Source organism: Burkholderia pyrrocinia, assembly GCF_001028665.1.
Taxonomy (GTDB): domain Bacteria; phylum Pseudomonadota; class Gammaproteobacteria; order Burkholderiales; family Burkholderiaceae; genus Burkholderia; species Burkholderia pyrrocinia.
The window spans coordinates 2,619,148-2,636,469 of the sequence record NZ_CP011504.1 but is presented as its reverse complement, the minus strand read 5'-3'; the positions used below and the strand labels follow the sequence as shown (position 1 = coordinate 2,636,469).

Annotated in this window: 17 protein-coding genes; 8 read left to right on the top strand and 9 right to left on the bottom strand. The window is 66.4% G+C overall.

What is annotated here, in order from left to right:
* Positions 1-4: 4 nt before the first annotated feature.
* From ABD05_RS27845 to ABD05_RS27835, 3 genes are all read right to left on the bottom strand, one after another.
* Positions 5-754: an electron transfer flavoprotein subunit beta/FixA family protein gene (locus ABD05_RS27845; RefSeq protein ID WP_047903175.1), complete on the bottom strand. Its 750-nt coding sequence runs from the start codon at positions 752-754 to the stop codon at positions 5-7.
* A gap of 38 nt (positions 755-792) precedes the next feature.
* On the bottom strand, positions 793-1,581 hold the full coding sequence (locus tag ABD05_RS27840; RefSeq protein WP_047903174.1) for an SDR family NAD(P)-dependent oxidoreductase: 789 nt from the start codon (positions 1,579-1,581) through the stop codon (positions 793-795).
* A 61-nt stretch (positions 1,582-1,642) separates the two neighbouring features.
* Positions 1,643-2,479, bottom strand: a complete 837-nt coding sequence (locus ABD05_RS27835) for an alpha/beta fold hydrolase (protein ID WP_047903173.1) — start codon at positions 2,477-2,479, stop codon at positions 1,643-1,645.
* A 139-nt stretch (positions 2,480-2,618) separates the two neighbouring features.
* Here ABD05_RS27835 and ABD05_RS27830 point away from each other — a divergent pair, with 139 nt between their 5' ends.
* From ABD05_RS27830 to dmpG, 6 genes are all read left to right on the top strand, one after another.
* A complete protein-coding gene (locus ABD05_RS27830) occupies positions 2,619-3,398 on the top strand; it encodes an SDR family oxidoreductase (protein ID WP_047903172.1) in 780 nt (259 codons plus the stop codon).
* 154 nt (positions 3,399-3,552) lie between these two features.
* Complete coding sequence (locus tag ABD05_RS27825) at positions 3,553-5,118, top strand: DUF1302 domain-containing protein (protein WP_047903171.1); 1,566 nt, start codon at positions 3,553-3,555, stop codon at positions 5,116-5,118.
* 41 nt (positions 5,119-5,159) lie between these two features.
* On the top strand, positions 5,160-6,542 hold the full coding sequence (locus ABD05_RS27820) for a DUF1329 domain-containing protein (RefSeq protein WP_047903170.1): 1,383 nt from the start codon (positions 5,160-5,162) through the stop codon (positions 6,540-6,542).
* Positions 6,543-6,636: 94 nt separating this feature from the next.
* Complete coding sequence (dmpE, locus tag ABD05_RS27815) at positions 6,637-7,419, top strand: 2-oxopent-4-enoate hydratase (RefSeq protein ID WP_047903169.1); 783 nt, start codon at positions 6,637-6,639, stop codon at positions 7,417-7,419.
* A gap of 10 nt (positions 7,420-7,429) precedes the next feature.
* Positions 7,430-8,329: an acetaldehyde dehydrogenase (acetylating) gene (locus ABD05_RS27810; protein ID WP_047903168.1), complete on the top strand. Its 900-nt coding sequence runs from the start codon at positions 7,430-7,432 to the stop codon at positions 8,327-8,329.
* 16 nt (positions 8,330-8,345) lie between these two features.
* Positions 8,346-9,377 carry a 4-hydroxy-2-oxovalerate aldolase gene (gene dmpG, locus ABD05_RS27805; protein ID WP_047903167.1) on the top strand — a complete coding sequence of 344 codons (1,032 nt, stop codon included), beginning with the start codon at positions 8,346-8,348 and terminating at the stop codon, positions 9,375-9,377.
* Positions 9,378-9,440: 63 nt separating this feature from the next.
* Here dmpG and ABD05_RS27800 read toward each other — a convergent pair whose 3' ends face one another.
* On the bottom strand, positions 9,441-10,343 hold the full coding sequence (locus ABD05_RS27800) for a LysR family transcriptional regulator (protein ID WP_082146242.1): 903 nt from the start codon (positions 10,341-10,343) through the stop codon (positions 9,441-9,443).
* A gap of 183 nt (positions 10,344-10,526) precedes the next feature.
* Here ABD05_RS27800 and ABD05_RS27795 point away from each other — a divergent pair, with 183 nt between their 5' ends.
* On the top strand, positions 10,527-11,885 hold the full coding sequence (locus tag ABD05_RS27795) for an alpha/beta fold hydrolase (protein ID WP_047903165.1): 1,359 nt from the start codon (positions 10,527-10,529) through the stop codon (positions 11,883-11,885).
* 226 nt (positions 11,886-12,111) lie between these two features.
* Here the strand turns inward: ABD05_RS27795 and ABD05_RS27790 are convergent, their stop codons facing one another.
* The gene (locus ABD05_RS27790) at positions 12,112-12,360 is read right to left on the bottom strand and encodes a hypothetical protein (protein ID WP_047903849.1); all 249 of its coding nucleotides are present in this window, start codon (positions 12,358-12,360) and stop codon (positions 12,112-12,114) included.
* Entirely contained in the window at positions 12,357-13,604 is a 1,248-nt protein-coding gene (locus ABD05_RS27785; protein WP_053059982.1) for an alkaline phosphatase family protein, read from the bottom strand. The genes ABD05_RS27790 and ABD05_RS27785 overlap by 4 nt, the downstream gene beginning before the upstream one ends.
* Positions 13,605-13,748: 144 nt before the next feature.
* Here ABD05_RS27785 and ABD05_RS27780 point away from each other — a divergent pair, with 144 nt between their 5' ends.
* Positions 13,749-14,822: an alpha/beta fold hydrolase gene (locus tag ABD05_RS27780; RefSeq protein WP_420796364.1), complete on the top strand. Its 1,074-nt coding sequence runs from the start codon at positions 13,749-13,751 to the stop codon at positions 14,820-14,822.
* A gap of 167 nt (positions 14,823-14,989) precedes the next feature.
* On the opposite strand, the gene infA is transcribed toward ABD05_RS27780, so the two are convergent.
* The 3 genes from infA to ABD05_RS27765 form a co-directional block, all read right to left on the bottom strand.
* Positions 14,990-15,253, bottom strand: a complete 264-nt coding sequence (gene infA, locus ABD05_RS27775) for a translation initiation factor IF-1 (RefSeq protein WP_047903163.1) — start codon at positions 15,251-15,253, stop codon at positions 14,990-14,992.
* A 474-nt stretch (positions 15,254-15,727) separates the two neighbouring features.
* Positions 15,728-15,931, bottom strand: a complete 204-nt coding sequence (locus ABD05_RS27770) for a cold-shock protein (RefSeq protein WP_006483056.1) — start codon at positions 15,929-15,931, stop codon at positions 15,728-15,730.
* Between the two features lie 282 nt (positions 15,932-16,213).
* The gene (locus ABD05_RS27765; RefSeq protein ID WP_047903162.1) at positions 16,214-17,293 is read right to left on the bottom strand and encodes a 3-ketosteroid-9-alpha-monooxygenase, oxygenase component; all 1,080 of its coding nucleotides are present in this window, start codon (positions 17,291-17,293) and stop codon (positions 16,214-16,216) included.
* Between the last annotated feature and the right edge of the window lie 29 nt (positions 17,294-17,322).

Genomic DNA, 17,322 nt, shown 5'->3' with positions numbered 1-17,322 from the left:
CCTGTTACAGCACCTTGGCTTCGGTCTTCAGCTTCCCGACCAGCGTCTGCACGTCCGGCACCTTCACGCCGGCCGCGCGCTTCGGCGGCTCGTTCACCTTTAGCACCTTCACGCGCGGCGTCACATCCACGCCAAGGTCTTCCGGCTTCACGACTTCCAGCGGTTTCTTCTTCGCCTTCATGATGTTCGGCAGCGTCACGTAGCGCGGTTCGTTCAAACGCAGGTCCGCGGTCACCACGGCCGGCAGTTGAAGCGACAGCGTTTCCGCGCCGCCGTCGACTTCGCGCGCAACCGTCGCGCGGCCGTCGGCGATCGCCACCTTCGACGCGAACGTCGCCTGCGGCAGACCCGCGAGCGCGGCCAGCATCTGCCCGGTCTGGTTCGAATCGTCATCGATCGCCTGCTTGCCGAGGATCACGAGCGAAGGCTGCTCCCGATCGACCAGCACCTTCAGCACCTTCGCGACACCGAGCGGCTCGACGCCTTCATTCGATTCGACGAGGATCGCGCGATCCGCGCCGATCGCGAGCGCCGTGCGCAACGTCTCCTGCGCCTGCGCGACGCCGACCGACACGGCGACCACCTCGGTCGCGACACCGGCCTCCTTCAACCGCACGGCCTCTTCCACCGCGATCTCGTCGAACGGGTTCATCGACATCTTCACGTTCGCGATGTCGACGCCGGTCCGGTCGGATTTCACGCCGACCTTCACGTTCGCGTCGACCACGCGTTTCACTGCCACGAGCACTTTCAATTGCCTGCCTCCTGTTCCGTTGCGCGTACCGTGTCGCGTCAGCGCGCGGTGTACCCGCCGTCGATCACGAGTTCCGCGCCGGTCACGTAACGGCCGGCCGGCGACACGAGATACAGGATGCCGGCCGCGATGTCGCGCGGGCTGCCGATCTTCGCCATCGGCACGTGCGTCTGCAGATAACCGAACACGTTGTCGGGGTCCTGCCCCATCTGTCGGAACGCATCCTCGAGCATCGGCGTGCGGATATAGCCGGGGTGGACCGAGTTCGCGCGGATGTTCTTCGCCGCATACAGCATCGCGTCGACCTTCGCCATCATCCGCACCGCGGCCTTCGACGCGTGATACGCGGGCACGTCGGGGCCGCCGACGATCCCGTACATCGACGACAGGTTCACGATCGACCCGCCGCCGGCCGCGTCGATATGCGGAATCGCCGCGCGCGTGCACAGGAACACGCCGTTGACGTTCACGTCCTGCACGCGCTGCCATTGCGCGAGCGTGAGTTCGTGCGTCGGCACGTTGTGCCCTTCGATACCCGCGTTGTTCACGAGCACGTCGAGGCGCCCGAAGCGCGCGACGATCTCGCCGAACACGCGCGACACGTTGGCCTCCTGCGTCACGTCGAGCGACCAGAACGCGGCCTCGCCGCCCTGCGCGCGGATTTCCTCGACCAGCGCTTCCGCCGGCTGCGACAGCACGTCGAGGATCGCGACGCTCGCGCCGGCCGCGGCCAGCGTGCGCGCCGTTTCCGCGCCGATACCGCGCGCGCCGCCGGTGATCGCGGCCACCTTGCCGCGCAGGTCGAACAGTTCTTCGATGAGTTTCATGGTGTCTCCGTGGATTCGGATGGGCGGCCCATGCCGGGGCGGCCTTCAAGGGCATCCGGCGTTATCGCGTATTCCGCGTCGCAAGAAAATCGAGGCATTCCCGATTGAAGTAAGCGGCGTGTTCCACCATCACCCAGTGGCCGCACCGGTTCATCAGCACGAAGCGCGCGTCGCGGCAGCGTTCGAGGAACTTCAGCGCACCGCCGACCGGATTGAAGCGGTCGTCCGTGCCCCAGAAACCGAGCACCGGACTGCGCAGGTCACCGAGCGCGTCGGTCAGGTTCGGCACGCTCATCGTCGACAGCACTTCGGTCGGCTGTTCGACGCACACCTTCATCCGCTCGGCAACGAGCGCGTCGGTGACGATCGCCGGGTCGTGCACGAGCAGCGTCAGCAGCTCGCGCATCGTGTCGTCATTCATCTGGCGATTGGTGAACAGCTTCACCATGCGCTGGATCCCTTCCATCCGGAAATAGGTGTCGCGATCCTCGACGCCGCCCGGCGCCATCATGATCAGCCCGTCGACTTCGTCCGGATAGTCGAGCGCGTATTTCAGCGCGATCGCGCCGCCGAGCGAGTTGCCGAGCAGCACGGCCGGCCCGATGCCGAGCGCGTCGAGCTGCGCATGCAGCGCGCCGACGAAGAAATCGAGCGTATAGGCGACGTCGGACGGTTTCGACGATTGCCCGTAGCCGGGCAGGTCGACGACGATCGCGCGATAGCCCGCCGCCGCGAACGCCGGGACGTTGTGCTTGAAGTTGCTGAAGCCGCTGGCGCCCGGCCCGCTGCCGTGGATGAACACCACCGGCCGGCCCTCGCCCGCCTCGTAGTGGTGCAGGCGCAAGCCGCCCGGTACGTCGGTGAAGATGCCGGCCGGCGGCGTCGTGGGGATCGTCATCGCGGGTTGTCTCCTTCGTCGTTCGATGGATGCCTGGCCACGATGATTGCGCCGCCGGCGCCGGCCGGCATCATCCTTTCAGACTACGAAGCCGCGCGCGCTTCTTCCTATCATCGGCCCACCGAAACGGAGGCTGACGATGAACGGATTCGACTACAGCGGCAAGACGGTGCTCGTGACGGGCGGCACCAAGGGCATCGGGGGGCGCATCGCCGAACGGTTTCTCGCGGCGGGGGCGCGCGTGTTCGTCTGCGGACGCAGCGCGCCCGATACGCCGCCTTCGGCCGGCGGCCGCACGGCGGCGTTCGTCGCGGCCGACCTGCGCGACATCGAGCAGGTCGACGCGATGCTCGCGACGATCCGCGATGCAGCCGGCGGCCTCGACGTGCTCGTCAACAACGCGGGCGGCTCGCCGTTCGCGCTCGCGGCCGACGCGTCGCCGCGCTTCACCGAATCGATCGTGCGACTGAACCTGATCGCGCCGCTGCAACTCGCGCAGCGCGTGAACGCGATCATGCAGCCGCAGCCCGAAGGCGGCGTGATGCTGTTCATCGCAAGCGTCAGCGCGTCGCGGCCGTCGCCGGGCACAGCCGCGTACGGCGCCGCGAAAGCGGGCCTCGTCAACGCGGTCACGTCGCTCGCGGTCGAGTGGGCGCCGCGCGTGCGCGTGTGCGCGATCAGCCCGAGCCTCGTGCAGACGGAATCGGCCACCGAAGGCCACTACGGCGACGACACGGCGCTCGACGCGATCCGCGCGACGATTCCCGCCGGGCGGCTCGCGACGCCCGACGACGTCGCATCCGCATGCCTGTTCCTCGCGTCGCCCGACGCGTCGTACACGTCGGGAACGAACCTGCGGCTCGACGGCGGCGGCGAGCGGCCCGCGTTCCTGACCGCCGCGCAGGCGGCCGCGCGTTGATGCCCGCAATGCAAGCGGTGCGGGGCTAATCGTTTCCAGTCCTAGGGAAGTCATCTAGTTCATTTCGACGATTCCCTGCTACCGCGATCTCCCTACTCTGCCTCTCACGACAACACATAGTCGACCGTCGTCGATACCCCCAAGAGGAGACACCATGCATCAACGGATTTCGCGCCGTACCGACAAGCGGGCAACCGCCACGCTGTCGACGCTGGCCGCCGCGCTGCTGACGTGCGCCGTTCCCAACGCGCACGCCGGCAGCACGATCGAGCTTGGCGCCGACACGACGCTGGACTACACGTTCACGCTCAGTTACGGCCTCGGCATGCGCACGCGTGCACCGAGCGGCAATCTGCTGACGCCGGCGAACATCAACGGCGACGACGGCGACCGCAACTTCGCGAAGAACAAGCTGATCGAGAACCAGGTCAGCCTGCTCGGCGAAGTGAACCTGAAGCACGACGACTGGGGTGTGTTCGTCCGCGCGAACACGTTCTACGACCAGGCGTACCACCACCCGAACTACAACGACGCGCCGGGCACCGTGAACCACTCGGGCCAGTACAACAACTTCACGAGCGATGCGCGCTACTGGTCGGGCGGCCACACGACGCTGCTCGCCGCGTATGCGTACAACACGTTCCACCTCGGCTCGACGAGCCTGAACGTGAAGGTCGGCGACCAGGTCGTCGCGTGGGGCGAAAGCCTGTTCTTCCCGAACATCGCGGGTGCGCAGGGCCCCGCCGACGCGACCAAGTCGTATATGGCCGGCGCCGAGGTGAAGGACATCCTGCTGCCCGTGCCGCAGATCTCGACGCAGTGGCAGATCACGCCGAACTTCAGCCTGCTCGCGTATTACCAGTTCGCGTTCAAGGAGAACCGCCTCACCGCGCCGGGCACCTACTGGAGCTATTCGGACGTGGTTGGCCCCGGCGCGCAGTACATCATCGGCCCGGGCGGGATGCAGATTCCGCGCGGCCCCGACGACAAGCCGAGCGCACGCAACCAGTGGGGGATCGGCGCGCGCTTCCGCGTGCTCGGCGACACCGAGCTAGGCCTGTACCACCTGCACTACAACGACATGAACCCGAGCGTCGTCACGACGTTCTTCCCGACGCTCCAGTACCAACAGAAGTATTTCAGCAACATCAAGCTGACCGGCGCGAGCTTCTCGACGCAGGTCGGCCCCGTGAACGTCGCGGGCGAAGTGTCGTACCGCCAGGGTGCGGCCGTGCTCGTCAACACCGCGACGGGCCCGCAGTCGACGCGCGCGAACGTGCTGCAGACCAACCTGTCCGGCATCTACTCGATCGGGCCGAGCTTCCTCGCGAACTCGCAGTCGCTGGTCGGCGAACTCACGTACGTGCACGCGGGCAGCATCTCGGAACTCGACGGGTCGACCACGCTCGCGAATTCGCGCAACGCGCTCGCGATGGAGATCGCGTGGACGCTCAGCTACAAGAACGTGTTCAACGGCTGGGATCTCGACGTGCCGCTGACCTACACGCACGACCTGACGGGCACGTCGCCGCTCGCCGGCGCGCTCGGCTCGCTGACGGGCCAGGGCGACCATCGCGTGACCGCCGGCGTGACCTTTACGCGCCTGAGCAACCTGCAGCTGTCGCTCGTCTACGCGAAGTTCCTCGGTTCGCCGAACCCTGCCACGCGGCCGCTCGCCGATCGCGACTACGTGCTGGCCACGGCGACCTACCACTTCTGAGCGGCCCGGCCGCTCGTCACTCAGCAAGAAGAGGATTAGTCATGAAGCGAATTCGTCTCCCCCTCATGCGCGCGTCGGTGATGGCCGCTTGCGCGCTCGTCGCGACGGCGTCGTTCCCGAAGGTCACGCCGGACGACCTGAAGGCGCTCGACGGCCAGTTGACCCCGATGGGCGCGGTCCGCGCCGCGAGCAAGGACAGCAGCGTGCCCGAGTGGTCGGGCAAGTGGCTCGGCACGCCAGCGGACGTGCAATACAAGCGCGGCAGCCGCTACCCCGATCCGTTCGCGAGCGAGAAGCCGGTCGCGACGATCACCGCGGAGAACATGGCGCAGTACGCGGAGCACCTGACCGACGGTCAGAAGGCGATGTTCAAGCGCTATCCGGCCAGCTTCAAGATCATCGTCTACCCGAGCCACCGCGACTTCCGCTACCCGGATGCCGTCTACAAGGACATCCGCGCGTACGCGCCCGATTCGACGATGACGACCGACGCGAACGGCCTCACGAACGCGCCGCCGACGGTGCCCTACCCGATCCCGAAGACCGCCGCGGAACTGCTGTGGAACCAGCGCTTCTCGTCGTCGATCGGCACCGAGCAGGCCACCTACGACCAGGCGGTCGTGTACTCCGACGGCAACATCGCGTGGGGCAAGGTGCGCTACGACATCTACTCGCCGCGCAACGTCGGCAAGTACGACGTGAAAAGCGACCTGAACAATCGCACGTACTACCGCAACGCGACGGAGCTGCCGCTGTCCGACCGCGGCTCGCTGATCGTCGGCTTCACGAACTGGGACAAGGCTGGCGCCGACAACTCGTCGCGCACGTGGATGTACAACCCCGGCACGCGGCGCGTGCGCCAGGCGCCCGAATACGGCTACGACCAGCCGCAGGGCCCGGGCGGCTTCCGCACCGTCGACGACGACCGCCTGTACAACGGCCCCGGCGACCGCTACGACTGGAAGATCGTCGGCAAGCGCGAGATCTACGTGCCCTACGACAACTACAAGGTGATGGACAGCGCGGTGAAGTACGGCGACCTGCTGACCAAGGGCCACGAGAACCCGGCGTATATCCGCTACGAGCTGCATCGCGTGTGGGTGCTGCAGGCGACGCTGAAGAGCGGCTATCGCCACCAGTATGCGAAGCGCGTGCTGTACATCGACGAGGATTCGTGGCAATCGCTGCTCGCGGACAACTACGACGCGCGCGGCCAGCTCTGGCGCACCAACGTCGCGACGTCGCTGTACGCGTATGACGCGAAGGTGTTCTACCCGAGCGCGGTGTTCTTCCACGACCTGATCTCGGGTGCGTACATGGCCGACCGCCTGACGAACGAAGGCCCGATGCCGAAGCTCGACAACAGCCCGCAGTTCAACGAGGCGTACTTCTCGCCGGACGCGATCCGCAGTTCGGGGAACTGATCGACGCGGCACGCCCGCGCCCCACGCGCCGGAGCCCCGCTCCGGCGCACGACGCCGCCCGCGACGGCGGCCTTTTCCATTCGAGGGCCCATTCATGTCTTCCCGCCTGCATACGACGCTCGGCGACGAGCTGTACGCCGCGTGGCACGCGCGCGCGCCGGTCGCGCCGCTGTCGAGCCGCCCGCGCCGGCTGTCGCTCCATGACGCCTACCGCATCCAGCAGCGCTTCATCGAACGCCGCGTCGAACAGGGCGAAGCGGTCGTCGGCAAAAAGATCGGCGTGACGAGCCAGGCCGTGCAGGACATGCTGAACGTGCGCCAGCCCGATTTCGGCATCCTGCTGTCCGGCATGCACTACGCGGCCGGTGAGGCGATTGCCGCCGACTCGCTGATCGCGCCGCGCGCCGAGGGCGAGATCGCGTTCATCCTGTCGCACGACCTGCGCGGCCCCGGCATCGACCGCACCGACGTGATCGCCGCGACGGCCGCCGTCGCGCCCTGCTTCGAGATCGTCGATTCGCGCATCCGCGACTGGGCGATCCGCATCGAGGACACCGTCGCCGACAACGCGTCGTGCGGCGTGTACGTGCTCGGCGACGCGCGCGTCGACCCGCGCACGCTCGATCTCACCGCATGCGAGATGACGATCGAGAAGAACGGCGAACCCGTCGCGCAAGGGCGTGGCGATGCTGCGCTCGGCCATCCCGCCGACGCGGTCGCGTGGCTCGCGAACACGCTCGCCGCATACGACGTGCCGCTGCTTGCCGGCGAGATCGTGTTGTCCGGCTCGCTCGCGAAACTGATTCCGGTCACGGCCGGCGACGCACTGTCGATGCATATCTCCGGCATCGGCAGTTGCGACGTCCGCTTTATCTAAAGGAACCCCGATGAAGAAAATCAAATGCGCACTGATCGGTCCCGGCAACATCGGCACCGACCTGCTGTACAAGCTGCGCCGCTCGACGGTGCTCGAACCCGTGTGGATGGTCGGCGTCGACCCGGCGTCGGATGGCCTCGCGCGCGCCCGCGAATTCGGCCTGAAGACCACCGACAAGGGTGTCGACGGGCTGCTGCCGCACGTGACCGCCGACGACATCCGCATCGCGTTCGACGCGACGTCGGCCTACGTGCACCGCGACAACTCCGACAAGCTCACCGCGCTCGGCGTGAAGATGATCGACCTGACGCCCGCCGCGATCGGGCCGTACTGCGTGCCGCCGGTGAACCTCGACGCGCATCTCGACAGCGCGCAGATGAACGTGAACATGGTGACCTGCGGCGGCCAGGCGACGATCCCGATGGTGTACGCGGTGTCGCGCGTGCAGCCGGTCGCGTACGGCGAGATCGTCGCGACGGTGTCGTCGCGTTCGGTCGGCCCCGGCACGCGCAAGAACATCGACGAATTCACGCGCACGACGTCCGGCGCGATCGAACAGGTCGGCGGTGCACGCAAGGGCAAGGCGATCATCGTGATCAACCCGGCCGAGCCGCCGCTGATCATGCGCGACACGATCCACTGCCTGACCGACGGGCCGCCCGACGTCGACGCGATCACCGCGTCCGTGCACGCGATGGTCAAGGAAGTGCAGCGCTACGTGCCCGGCTACACGCTGAAGAACGGCCCCGTGTTCGACGGCAATCGCGTATCGGTGTTCATGGAAGTCGAAGGGCTCGGCGACTACCTGCCGAAGTACGCGGGCAACCTCGACATCATGACCGCCGCCGCGGCCGCCACGGCCGAGCGTTTCGCCGAACAGATGCTGGCCGCGACGGCCGCCACCGCTTGAGTTGAGGAGCCACGCGATGTCACTTGCAGGCAAGAAGATCACCGTCCACGACATGTCGCTGCGCGACGGGATGCACCCGAAGCGCCACCAGATCACGCTCGACCAGATGCGCAACATCGCGCGCGGGCTCGATGCGGCCGGCGTGCCGCTGATCGAGGTCACGCACGGCGACGGGCTCGGCGGCGCGTCGGTCAACTACGGTTTCCCCGCGCATACCGACGAGGCGTACCTGAGCGCCGTGATTCCGGAGCTGAAGCAGGCGAAGGTGTCGGCGCTGCTGCTGCCCGGCATCGGCACCGTCGAGCACCTGCGCATGGCGCACGAGCTCGGCGTCGGCACGATCCGCGTCGCGACGCATTGCACCGAGGCCGACGTGTCGGAACAGCACATCGGCCTCGCGCGCACGCTCGGGCTCGATACCGTCGGCTTCCTGATGATGGCGCACATGTCGTCGCCGGAGCAGCTCGTCGTGCAGGCGAAGCTGATGGAGTCGTACGGCGCGAACTGCATCTACATCACCGATTCGGCCGGCTACATGCTGCCCGACGACGTGACCGCGCGGATCGCCCAGGTGCGCGACGCGCTGAAGCCGGAGACGGAACTCGGCTTCCACGGCCACCACAATCTCGCGATGGGCGTCGCGAACTCGGTCGCGGCGGTCGCCGCCGGCGCGAACCGGATCGACGCGGCCGCAGCCGGCCTCGGCGCCGGTGCGGGCAACACGCCGATGGAAGTGTTCGTCGCGGTGTGCGACCGGATGGGAATCGAGACGGGCGTCGACGTGTTCGCGATTTCGGACGTCGCCGAGGATCTCGTCGTGCCGATCATGGACGCGCCGATCCGCCTCGACCGCGATGCGCTGACGCTCGGTTATGCGGGCGTCTACTCGTCGTTCCTGCTGTTCGCGAAGCGCGCGGAGGCGAAGTACGGCATTCCCGCGCGCGACATCCTCGTCGAACTGGGCCGGCAGCGGCTCGTCGGCGGGCAGGAAGACATGATCGAGGACGCGGCGCTGACGATGGTGCGGGCGCGGGAGATTGCGGCGTAACCGAATGCGGCCGGCACCAGTCCGGAAGCGGTGTGAACGGGGCGCAAGCCCCGTTTTCTTGTATTAGCAATGCTCAAGCCCCGGGATGCGTTGCGCTGCTGCTCGCAACAACTCGACCAGCATCTGCGCGTTTGCCGACAAACTACCGTCCGCCCGCGTGAGCAAGCCGATAATCGTCTCCGGCAGCGAATCGGTCACGTCAAGCAGCACGATGTCAGGATTGGCGACGATCTGAGCGGCCAACTCACCGGGCGCGATCGAGATTGCGTCAGTGCTTGTCACGGCGACGATACCTGCGGTGACGTTCTGCGCCTCGATGATCAACGGCTCGTCGGCCGCACCGGAGCGTGGATGATTGAAGAACAAGTCAAGCACGCTCGCGCGCGATCCGGCGTAAATCCATCCATAACGCACCAGATCGCCGATACCGCATGGCCGCCCTGCCAACGGGTGGTCTCGTCGGGCGACCACCACCGCGCGTGATCGAAACCATGGTTCGAACCTGAAGAAGTTCGTGAGCCTGTCGGATTCGATCGCACATAGGCCGAAATCGAGCGATCCGTCTCGCAGGCCGGGTAGAACACTGGACAGAAAACCGTCGGCGATGCGCAGCGGCGCGTGCGGCCGGGACGCGACAAAAGCAGGCAATGCATGGGGAAGCAACAGGGCCGTTGCTACAGGCAAAACGCCCATTGAGACGCGGGCGCGCTCATCAGAACGAATGTCGCCGGGCAGGAGCTCCATCTGGCTGACGATAAGCATCGCCCGCGGTAACAGCGATGCGCCGGCGGCAGTCAGCGTAGCCCCGCGTACACCACGTGAGAACAGCGCGACACCGAGATCCTCTTCGAGCGTCTTGATCGTCTTCGTTACCGCAGCCTGCGATATGTCCATGGAACGCGCTGCCGCACGAATGCTGCCCAACGTTGCTGCGCGAACGAATGCCAGTACCTGCGGGTATTTCATTGACGACAATCCCAGGTTATCGCATGTACCAAAAAAGCGTCTTTTGCGAGTTTATTTTCCGCACCACTATTCCTCGACTTCCTTCGGGGAGGCGGGTCCGGACGAGAACGGCACGTCAGTGTAGCCATTCTCCGTCCGAGACCGACATCCAGGTAATTTCATGGACCACTCAAGTGGATACATATGAAAAAAATCAGATGGTTTGGAGACTCGATCTGGCTGGTTTTGATCGGTAGCGCCGTGATGCTTCTGGCGTCGGGCTGCGGCGGGAGCGCGGACAGCGCCCCCCAACCGCCAAGCGGCCCTGTTCCCGTGTCCAACGCAGCGGTTGGCGACGGCGGCGTCCCGTCGTTCTACGTGTGGAGCAGTCGAGTGCCCGGTACGCCGGGCCAATTGTTGCGTCAGCAACCGCTGGATGCCAGTCTTGCGCTCGACAACTCGGACCCGTCGCAGAATGTTCGCATGCTCTACACGTCGACTGACGGCGTCGACGGAACGACGCCCGTTGCCGTTTCCGGTGCTGTCTATTTTCCGAAGGGGTCCCCGCCGGCAAACGGTTGGCCCGTCATCGCGTGGACGCACGGCACCGTCGGCGTGGCCGATGTGTGCGCCCAGTCGTACGCGCAGCGGTCGGATCGCGACAAGGCTTACCTCGGTACGTTGCTGGCGCAAGGCTACGCGGTTGTCGCAACCGACTATCAGGGCCTCGGCACGCCCGGCCCCCACCCTTACGTGCTGACGCGCGCCGAAGCGTACAGCACGCTCGACAATCTGCGTGCGGCGCTGGCGATGTTTCCGGGCGTGCTCGCAAACAAGGTTGTATTGGTCGGCCAGTCGCAAGGTTCGGGCGCCACGATCGCCACGTTGCAATATGCGCCGACCTATGCCCCTGACGTGCACATCGTGGGCGGTGTCGCGACGGGTGTCGCCTTCGGGTTTTCGGGCGCCAATCCGGCACCGCAGATTCCTGCGCCCGTCGTCGGCAACGCGCTTCTGCCGGTCTCGGGGGATGCGCTGCTCGACATGTTGATTTGGCTCGGCACCGCGCCCGCGGAGAATCCGGCCTTCGACATCACGCCCTATCTGTCCGACAGCGCCAAGCCGCTCTTCGCCGCTACGACAAAGAATTGCGTCGACGCGCTCGAAACGATGGAGCACGCGGAAGGCATCACGGAAGCCAATTACCTGAGGGCAAGGCCGCCCGTGAGTCTGGTTGGACCGGTGCTGGGCCGCTTACCGACACCTATCGCGGGCTTCTCCCTGAAGGTACCGTTGTTCACGGGAACCGGGCTTGCCGACTCGGTAACGGGGACGCCTGCCGCGTACAACTTTATCTCTACCGCGTGCAGCCTCGGGGCCGACATCGAGTGGCACTACTACCCGGGCCTGACGCACAACGGCGCGGTAAACGGTTCGCTCGTGGACTCGCTGCCCTTCATCAGGAAGGTTCTGGCGGGCAAGCCGGTGGTGAGCAACTGCAGTTCGCTGGTGGTTCCGGGTCCGTTGCAACCGGCCACACCCGGGCTGCCGTTCAATACGTAGTCCGCAAGATGCAGTGCAGTTGATCGACGCCCCGGCTCGAGCTAAAAATGCGCGGCAAGTCGGTGAGCCTGGCATCCCGAATTCGTGACGAAATCGGGATGCCACAGTCGAGGCCTACGGCTTCGCGCTCATCCGGTGCGGCGGGCCGCGTGACGCGTCGCAGCCGCCGCTCTCATGCGCGGCAGGCACCGCCCTACACTGCGCCAACCGCTCGCCGCCCCGCCCGTCAGCGATGCTTCCCGCCGTGCCGGCGCCGCCGATGCTCCGCACGCGCCTGCAGCAGCGCCGGCATCAATTCGTCGATGTATTGCCGCGCCTGCCCGCGCGTGACGATCTCGCTGAAGCGCAGATGGGCGCTGTCGTGACCGACCAGCGCCGCATGCGCTTTCCTCAGGATGTGCAGATAGGCGATCAGGCTCGTGCCGTCGCGCACGGGCAGTGCATCGCGCGGGTCCGGGACCGGGGTCGTGCTCATGATCCAATCCTTTGCGGACAGTCGGTGCGGCAGGTAGCCGTCACGAGCGCCAGCAGGTCGTTGGCGAGGCGGTCGCGGTCGGTCAGCGGCGCGAGGCCGAACAGCCGCTCGAGCGTCGCGGCGACCGACGCATGATCGTACGGCGTGTGGTCGACCTGCCCGGCCGCGACCCACGGCGAAATCACGATCGCCGGCACGCGCACGCCGTACACGTCGAACCCGAAGCCGCTCGCGTTCAGCGTCGCGGCCGCGCCGTCGTTCGGCGGCGGCGCGGCGCCTGGCCTGACCGAATCGTAGAAGCCGCCGTGCTCGTCGTAGACGATCACGAACAGGCTGCTGTTCCATACCGGCGAATTGCGGATCGCGTTGTACACGCGCGCGGCGAGCTGGTCGCCGCCGGCCAGCCCGTCCATCGGGTGTTGCGAGCTGCCGTTCTGGTAGGTGCCGTGCACGATGTCGCCGTAGCCGGGCTCGATGAACGTGTAGCGTGCCGTGTAGCCGGCCGCGAGATCGGCTTCGAAGTGCGCGAGATCGTCGACGTCGAAGAAGCTGATGCCCTTCAGCGACGCGACCTGCGGCACGTGGCCGAGCGGATCGCCCGACTGGTCCTGGTAGATGCGCCAGTTGCCGTCGCCGAGCGCGCCGAAGATCGAACCCTTCGGATAAGGGAAGCCGTCGAATGCATCCCACCCGGCCATTTCCGCCTTGGTCGGCGAATGGTCGAGCCCGGCCGACGACGCGCCGTGCAGGAAGAAGCGGTTCGGCCAGGTCGGCCCCGGCATCGACGCATGCCACGCGTCGCACAGCACGAACGCATTCGCGAGCGCGTACAGCGACGGCGCGTGCGTCCGCACGTCGGCGCCCTGCATGATCCTGGCCGCGTCGGCCGGCTGCGGCGGCGTGCCTTCGGAATGCGACGTCGCGTAGTTCGACACGAATCCCGAATTGTTAACGGGCGGATAGGCCTGCCCTTTCGCGAACGGCACGCCCGCCCCGCAGAGCTGTTCGAGCACGTCGGTAAATTCGTGGCACGGGTCGGTCGGCATCCGGTCGGGCGCGCCGCCGCCAAACGGATAGACCGCGCCGCCGTATGCATTGCTGTCGCCCGGCGACGCGGCAACGATGTCGGCGACGCCCGACAGCGCGAACAGGTGATCGAAAGAACGGTTCTCGAGCATCAGCACGAACACGTGCTGGATGCGCTGCTGAACCGGCGGGGCGGCGGGGGCTGCGTCTGCACTCATGGCGCCTCCTGGCGTCGCGCGACGAATGTCCGGCGGGCACGATCGGCGGCGCGCTGAAAGCGATTGAAGGCAATTGAAAGCAATGCCCGCGAGCCGCGAATTGCCGACGAGTGTACGACCGCGCCGGCCCGCACGTAAAGCCATATGCGAACCGCGCTGCCGCGCGTGCGTTCAACCATCGGCCGGCGCGATGTTCCGCGTAACGAACATCGGGCCGACGATCGCGTCGCGGCTGTCGGACGACAACCGCCGGGTCAATGCGCCTCGCATCGAGGTGTCCGGCGGGATGGCGCGCCGAACGTTGACTTTCGCCGGTCGGCCCGATACGATCGATGCACTTTCAAGACGCCCTCCCGGTCCGCCGGGAGGGCGTTTCGTTTTGGTTCACCCACCAAAAGGAAACCACTTGAAATGAACCCTGTCGATACCCTCACCTCCCGCCCGAACGCCGACCACGACGGCCTCGGCTACCTGCAACACGGCACGGGGCCCGAATGCGTGATGGTCATGCACGACTGGCTCGGCGACCGGACCAACTACGCAGCGCTATTGCCGTATCTCGACGAAACGGCCTTCACGTACGCCTTCGTCGACCTGCGCGGCTACGGAACCTCCATCCAATTGAACGGCGCCTGCACCGTCGACGAGATCGCGGCCGATTGCCTCGCGCTCGCGGACCGGCTCGGCTGGCAGCGTTTTCACATCATCGGCCATTCGATGACCGGCATGGCGGCGCAACGGATCGCCGCCGACGCGCCATCGCGCATCAAGAGCGCGATCGCCGTGTGCCCGGTGTCGGCGGCCGGCAATCGCCTGAGCGACGACGCGCGCGCATTCTTCGCGAGCACGGCCGAAAACGACGACGCGTTTCGCCGGCTCGTGCGATTCGTGACGGGTGGGCTGTCGGCGCGCTGGGCCGACGTGAAACTGCAGCAGAACCGCGAGCGCGTGGCGCCGGGTTGCCGGCTCGCCTATCTCGACATGCTGACGGGAACGGATTTCGTCGACGACATACGCGGGCTGGACACGCGCTTTCTGGTGATAGTCGGCGACAAGGATCCGGGGCTCGACGAAGCGGCGATGCAGGCGACGTTCCTGGCCTGGCACCCGAACGCGCGGCTCGTGACGATTCCGAATTGCGGGCATTACCCGATGCAGGAATGTCCGCCGTACTTCGCGATGATCGTCGAGGATTTCCTGCGGGACGCGGCCGCTTGAGCGTGGAACACGCAACGCGACCGGAAAAGAGGGTGTTGGCCACCGCGGCGTGACGACGCCGCCGGCGACCGACGAACGGCACGACGCGTGCCGTCCATCCGGTTCGTCCGGCCGCCTGGCCGGACGGGAATCGATCGGTGCGGTGTGACGCGCCCGATCGTTGCTGCTCAGCGGCGCGGCCCGCCGGTGCGCGCTGGACGCGGCGAATTCGCGTCCTTGTGCCGGAAGTTGATGCGCCCCTTGGTCAGGTCGTACATCGACAGTTCCAGCGTCACGCGGTCACCCGCGAGAATGCGGATGTGGTTCTTGCGCATGCGGCCCGACGCGTACGCGCCCACCACCACGCCGTTTTCCAGCGTGACACGGTATTTGCTGTCCGGCAGCACTTCGTCGACGATTCCGTCCAGTTCCAGCAGTTCTTCTTTTGCCAAACCAATTCCTCCAGACAAGGTGATTGACCGCGGCCGCGGCGATCTGCGCGACGCCGTTTCCCGCAACGGGACGGCGGCCGGCAGGCTGCCGGGTATCGGTTCGTTCAGACGGGCCACGGGCCTGTCTTGCGATCGGAGCCCGGCGCGTTGCGGCGTTCGGGCGGTCGGTGGCGGCGGCGCGATGAGCGCCGCGCAAGTAGTCGGGACCGCGCCGGCTGCTACGGCATGGCGTCGGTCTGCTCGGGTTGATGCGTTGAAGCGGTGATGCGCTGGCGAAGCGGCGGGCGCTTCGCGAGGGCGTTGTGTCGCACGCGGGTCACGCATGCGATGAGGGAGGCGTCACGACCGATGCATCGAGAATGTCGCGATGCATCGGTCGTGCGCATCGGAACGCGCAGGCCGCCGGAACAGCGGCGCCCCGCGCGAAACTCCATCCGGCACCCGCCGCCGATCGGCGGCCGGTGCCGATGCGGCTTACTGCGGCGTGATGTTCGACGCTTGCAGACCCTTCGGGCCGCGCTTCACTTCGAAGCTGACCTTCTGGCCTTCGGCCAGGGTCTTGAAGCCCGTGCCGCGAATTTCGGAGAAATGGGCGAACAGATCGTCGCCGCCGTTGTCGGGGGAGATGAAACCAAAGCCCTTGGTTTCGTTGAACCACTTGACGGTACCGGTATCCACAAATACTTCCTTAATACGAATAATTGAACATGCGCCCGCGACGGGCACAGAAAGAATCAAAGAGGGAGAGACCAACGACTGCCGCACGGAGTGCGGCCAATGATGAGCAATCGAACTTCTTGAACACTTCGGTCACGGACACTACGCGGTAGCAGCCGTTCCGTCAAGCTCTTTCGGTGCGACGCGCGCGCGCGGGCGACGCGCGCGCCTTATCTGGCGGGTGTTGCCGGCCGACGGAACCTATTTCGATACGCCCCCGATTTTCGGCCGGCCCGCCGGTTTTTACTGCGGCTCGAACACGTGATGCAGCACCGGCGGCTCGGCGCCGTCGCGAATCCGCATTTCAAATGCCTTACGCGCGACGCTCGTCGGCCGCACGTCGGCCACGTCCAGATAGAACTGCGAATACCAGTCGCGCATCTGGTACAGCGGCCCGTCGCCTTCGCACAGCAGCGGGTTGTCGATCCGCGTCTTGCTGTGCCAGATGTCGACGTCCTCGTAGAACGCGCGCTGCGCTTCCTTCACGTACGCGTTCGCGATCTCCAGGTTCTGCTCGTCGGTCAGCCCGGCCACCTTCTTCACGATCACGCCGTATCGCAGCTCGAAGCTGTTCATGTCGATCGGCACGTGGCAGTTCAGCAGCACCGAATGGATCGGCTGCCCGTTGCTCTGCCCCGTCATCTGCGTGATGTGCACGGCCGGCCCGAAATACGTCGACAGCGCGGTCAGGCTGTCGCCGCCGAGCTTCTCGCTGCGGCCGACCATCAGCTGCGTCGCCTTGTGATCCTCGAACAGGTTCGCGAAGTAGTCGATCGGCGCGCGGTGCACGGTCGCGAAGTGCGCGACGTCCGAGATGTTGTCGACCAGCTCGCGGCAGTTGGCCTGGATCACCATCTTGTCGACGACCCAGTCCGACCATTCGTCGGAGAAGCACACGTCGAGGCGCGGAATCGCGACGTCGGCCGGCGGCGCGTTGCCTTCCGGGTCGTTCCACACGAACAGCAGGTTGTTTTCCTCGCAGGTCGGCCATGCGCCGATGCGCGCCTTCGGCGGAATCCGCTTGCAATACGGGATCGATGCGCACTGCCCCTCGCCGCTCCAGGCCCAGCCGTGGAACGGGCACACGAGGTTGTCGCCCTGGACCGTGCCGAGGCTCAGGTCGGCGCCCATGTGCGGGCAGTAGGCGTCGACGACGTTGACCTTGCCGGTCGAATCGGCGAACGCGGCCAGCTTGCGGCCGAACACGTTCAGCGTATGCGGCTTGCCGTCCTTGTAGTCGCGGGCGAGCCCGAGGCAGTGCCAGCCGCGCGCATAGCGCTGCGCGAGCGGCTGGGCTTCGATCTTGTAGGGGCGTGCGGACATGTGGGTTGACTCCTCTTTTGGAGAGCGCG

Bases quoted from the DNA above. Each gene is read 5' to 3' on its own strand.
- ABD05_RS27840 (WP_047903174.1), bottom strand. From the start codon at position 1,581: ATGAAACTCATCGAAGAACTGTTCGACCTGCGCGGCAAGGTGGCCGCG.
- ABD05_RS27835 (WP_047903173.1), bottom strand. From the start codon at position 2,479: ATGACGATCCCCACGACGCCGCCGGCCGGCATCTTCACCGACGTACCG.
- ABD05_RS27830 (WP_047903172.1), top strand. From the start codon at position 2,619: ATGAACGGATTCGACTACAGCGGCAAGACGGTGCTCGTGACGGGCGGC.
- ABD05_RS27825 (WP_047903171.1), top strand. From the start codon at position 3,553: ATGCATCAACGGATTTCGCGCCGTACCGACAAGCGGGCAACCGCCACG.
- ABD05_RS27820 (WP_047903170.1), top strand. From the start codon at position 5,160: ATGAAGCGAATTCGTCTCCCCCTCATGCGCGCGTCGGTGATGGCCGCT.
- dmpE (WP_047903169.1), top strand. From the start codon at position 6,637: ATGTCTTCCCGCCTGCATACGACGCTCGGCGACGAGCTGTACGCCGCG.
- ABD05_RS27810 (WP_047903168.1), top strand. From the start codon at position 7,430: ATGAAGAAAATCAAATGCGCACTGATCGGTCCCGGCAACATCGGCACC.
- dmpG (WP_047903167.1), top strand. From the start codon at position 8,346: ATGTCACTTGCAGGCAAGAAGATCACCGTCCACGACATGTCGCTGCGC.
- ABD05_RS27800 (WP_082146242.1), bottom strand. From the start codon at position 10,343: ATGAAATACCCGCAGGTACTGGCATTCGTTCGCGCAGCAACGTTGGGC.
- ABD05_RS27795 (WP_047903165.1), top strand. From the start codon at position 10,527: ATGAAAAAAATCAGATGGTTTGGAGACTCGATCTGGCTGGTTTTGATC.
- ABD05_RS27790 (WP_047903849.1), bottom strand. From the start codon at position 12,360: ATGAGCACGACCCCGGTCCCGGACCCGCGCGATGCACTGCCCGTGCGC.
- ABD05_RS27785 (WP_053059982.1), bottom strand. From the start codon at position 13,604: ATGAGTGCAGACGCAGCCCCCGCCGCCCCGCCGGTTCAGCAGCGCATC.
- ABD05_RS27780 (WP_420796364.1), top strand. From the start codon at position 13,749: ATGCGAACCGCGCTGCCGCGCGTGCGTTCAACCATCGGCCGGCGCGAT.
- ABD05_RS27765 (WP_047903162.1), bottom strand. From the start codon at position 17,293: ATGTCCGCACGCCCCTACAAGATCGAAGCCCAGCCGCTCGCGCAGCGC.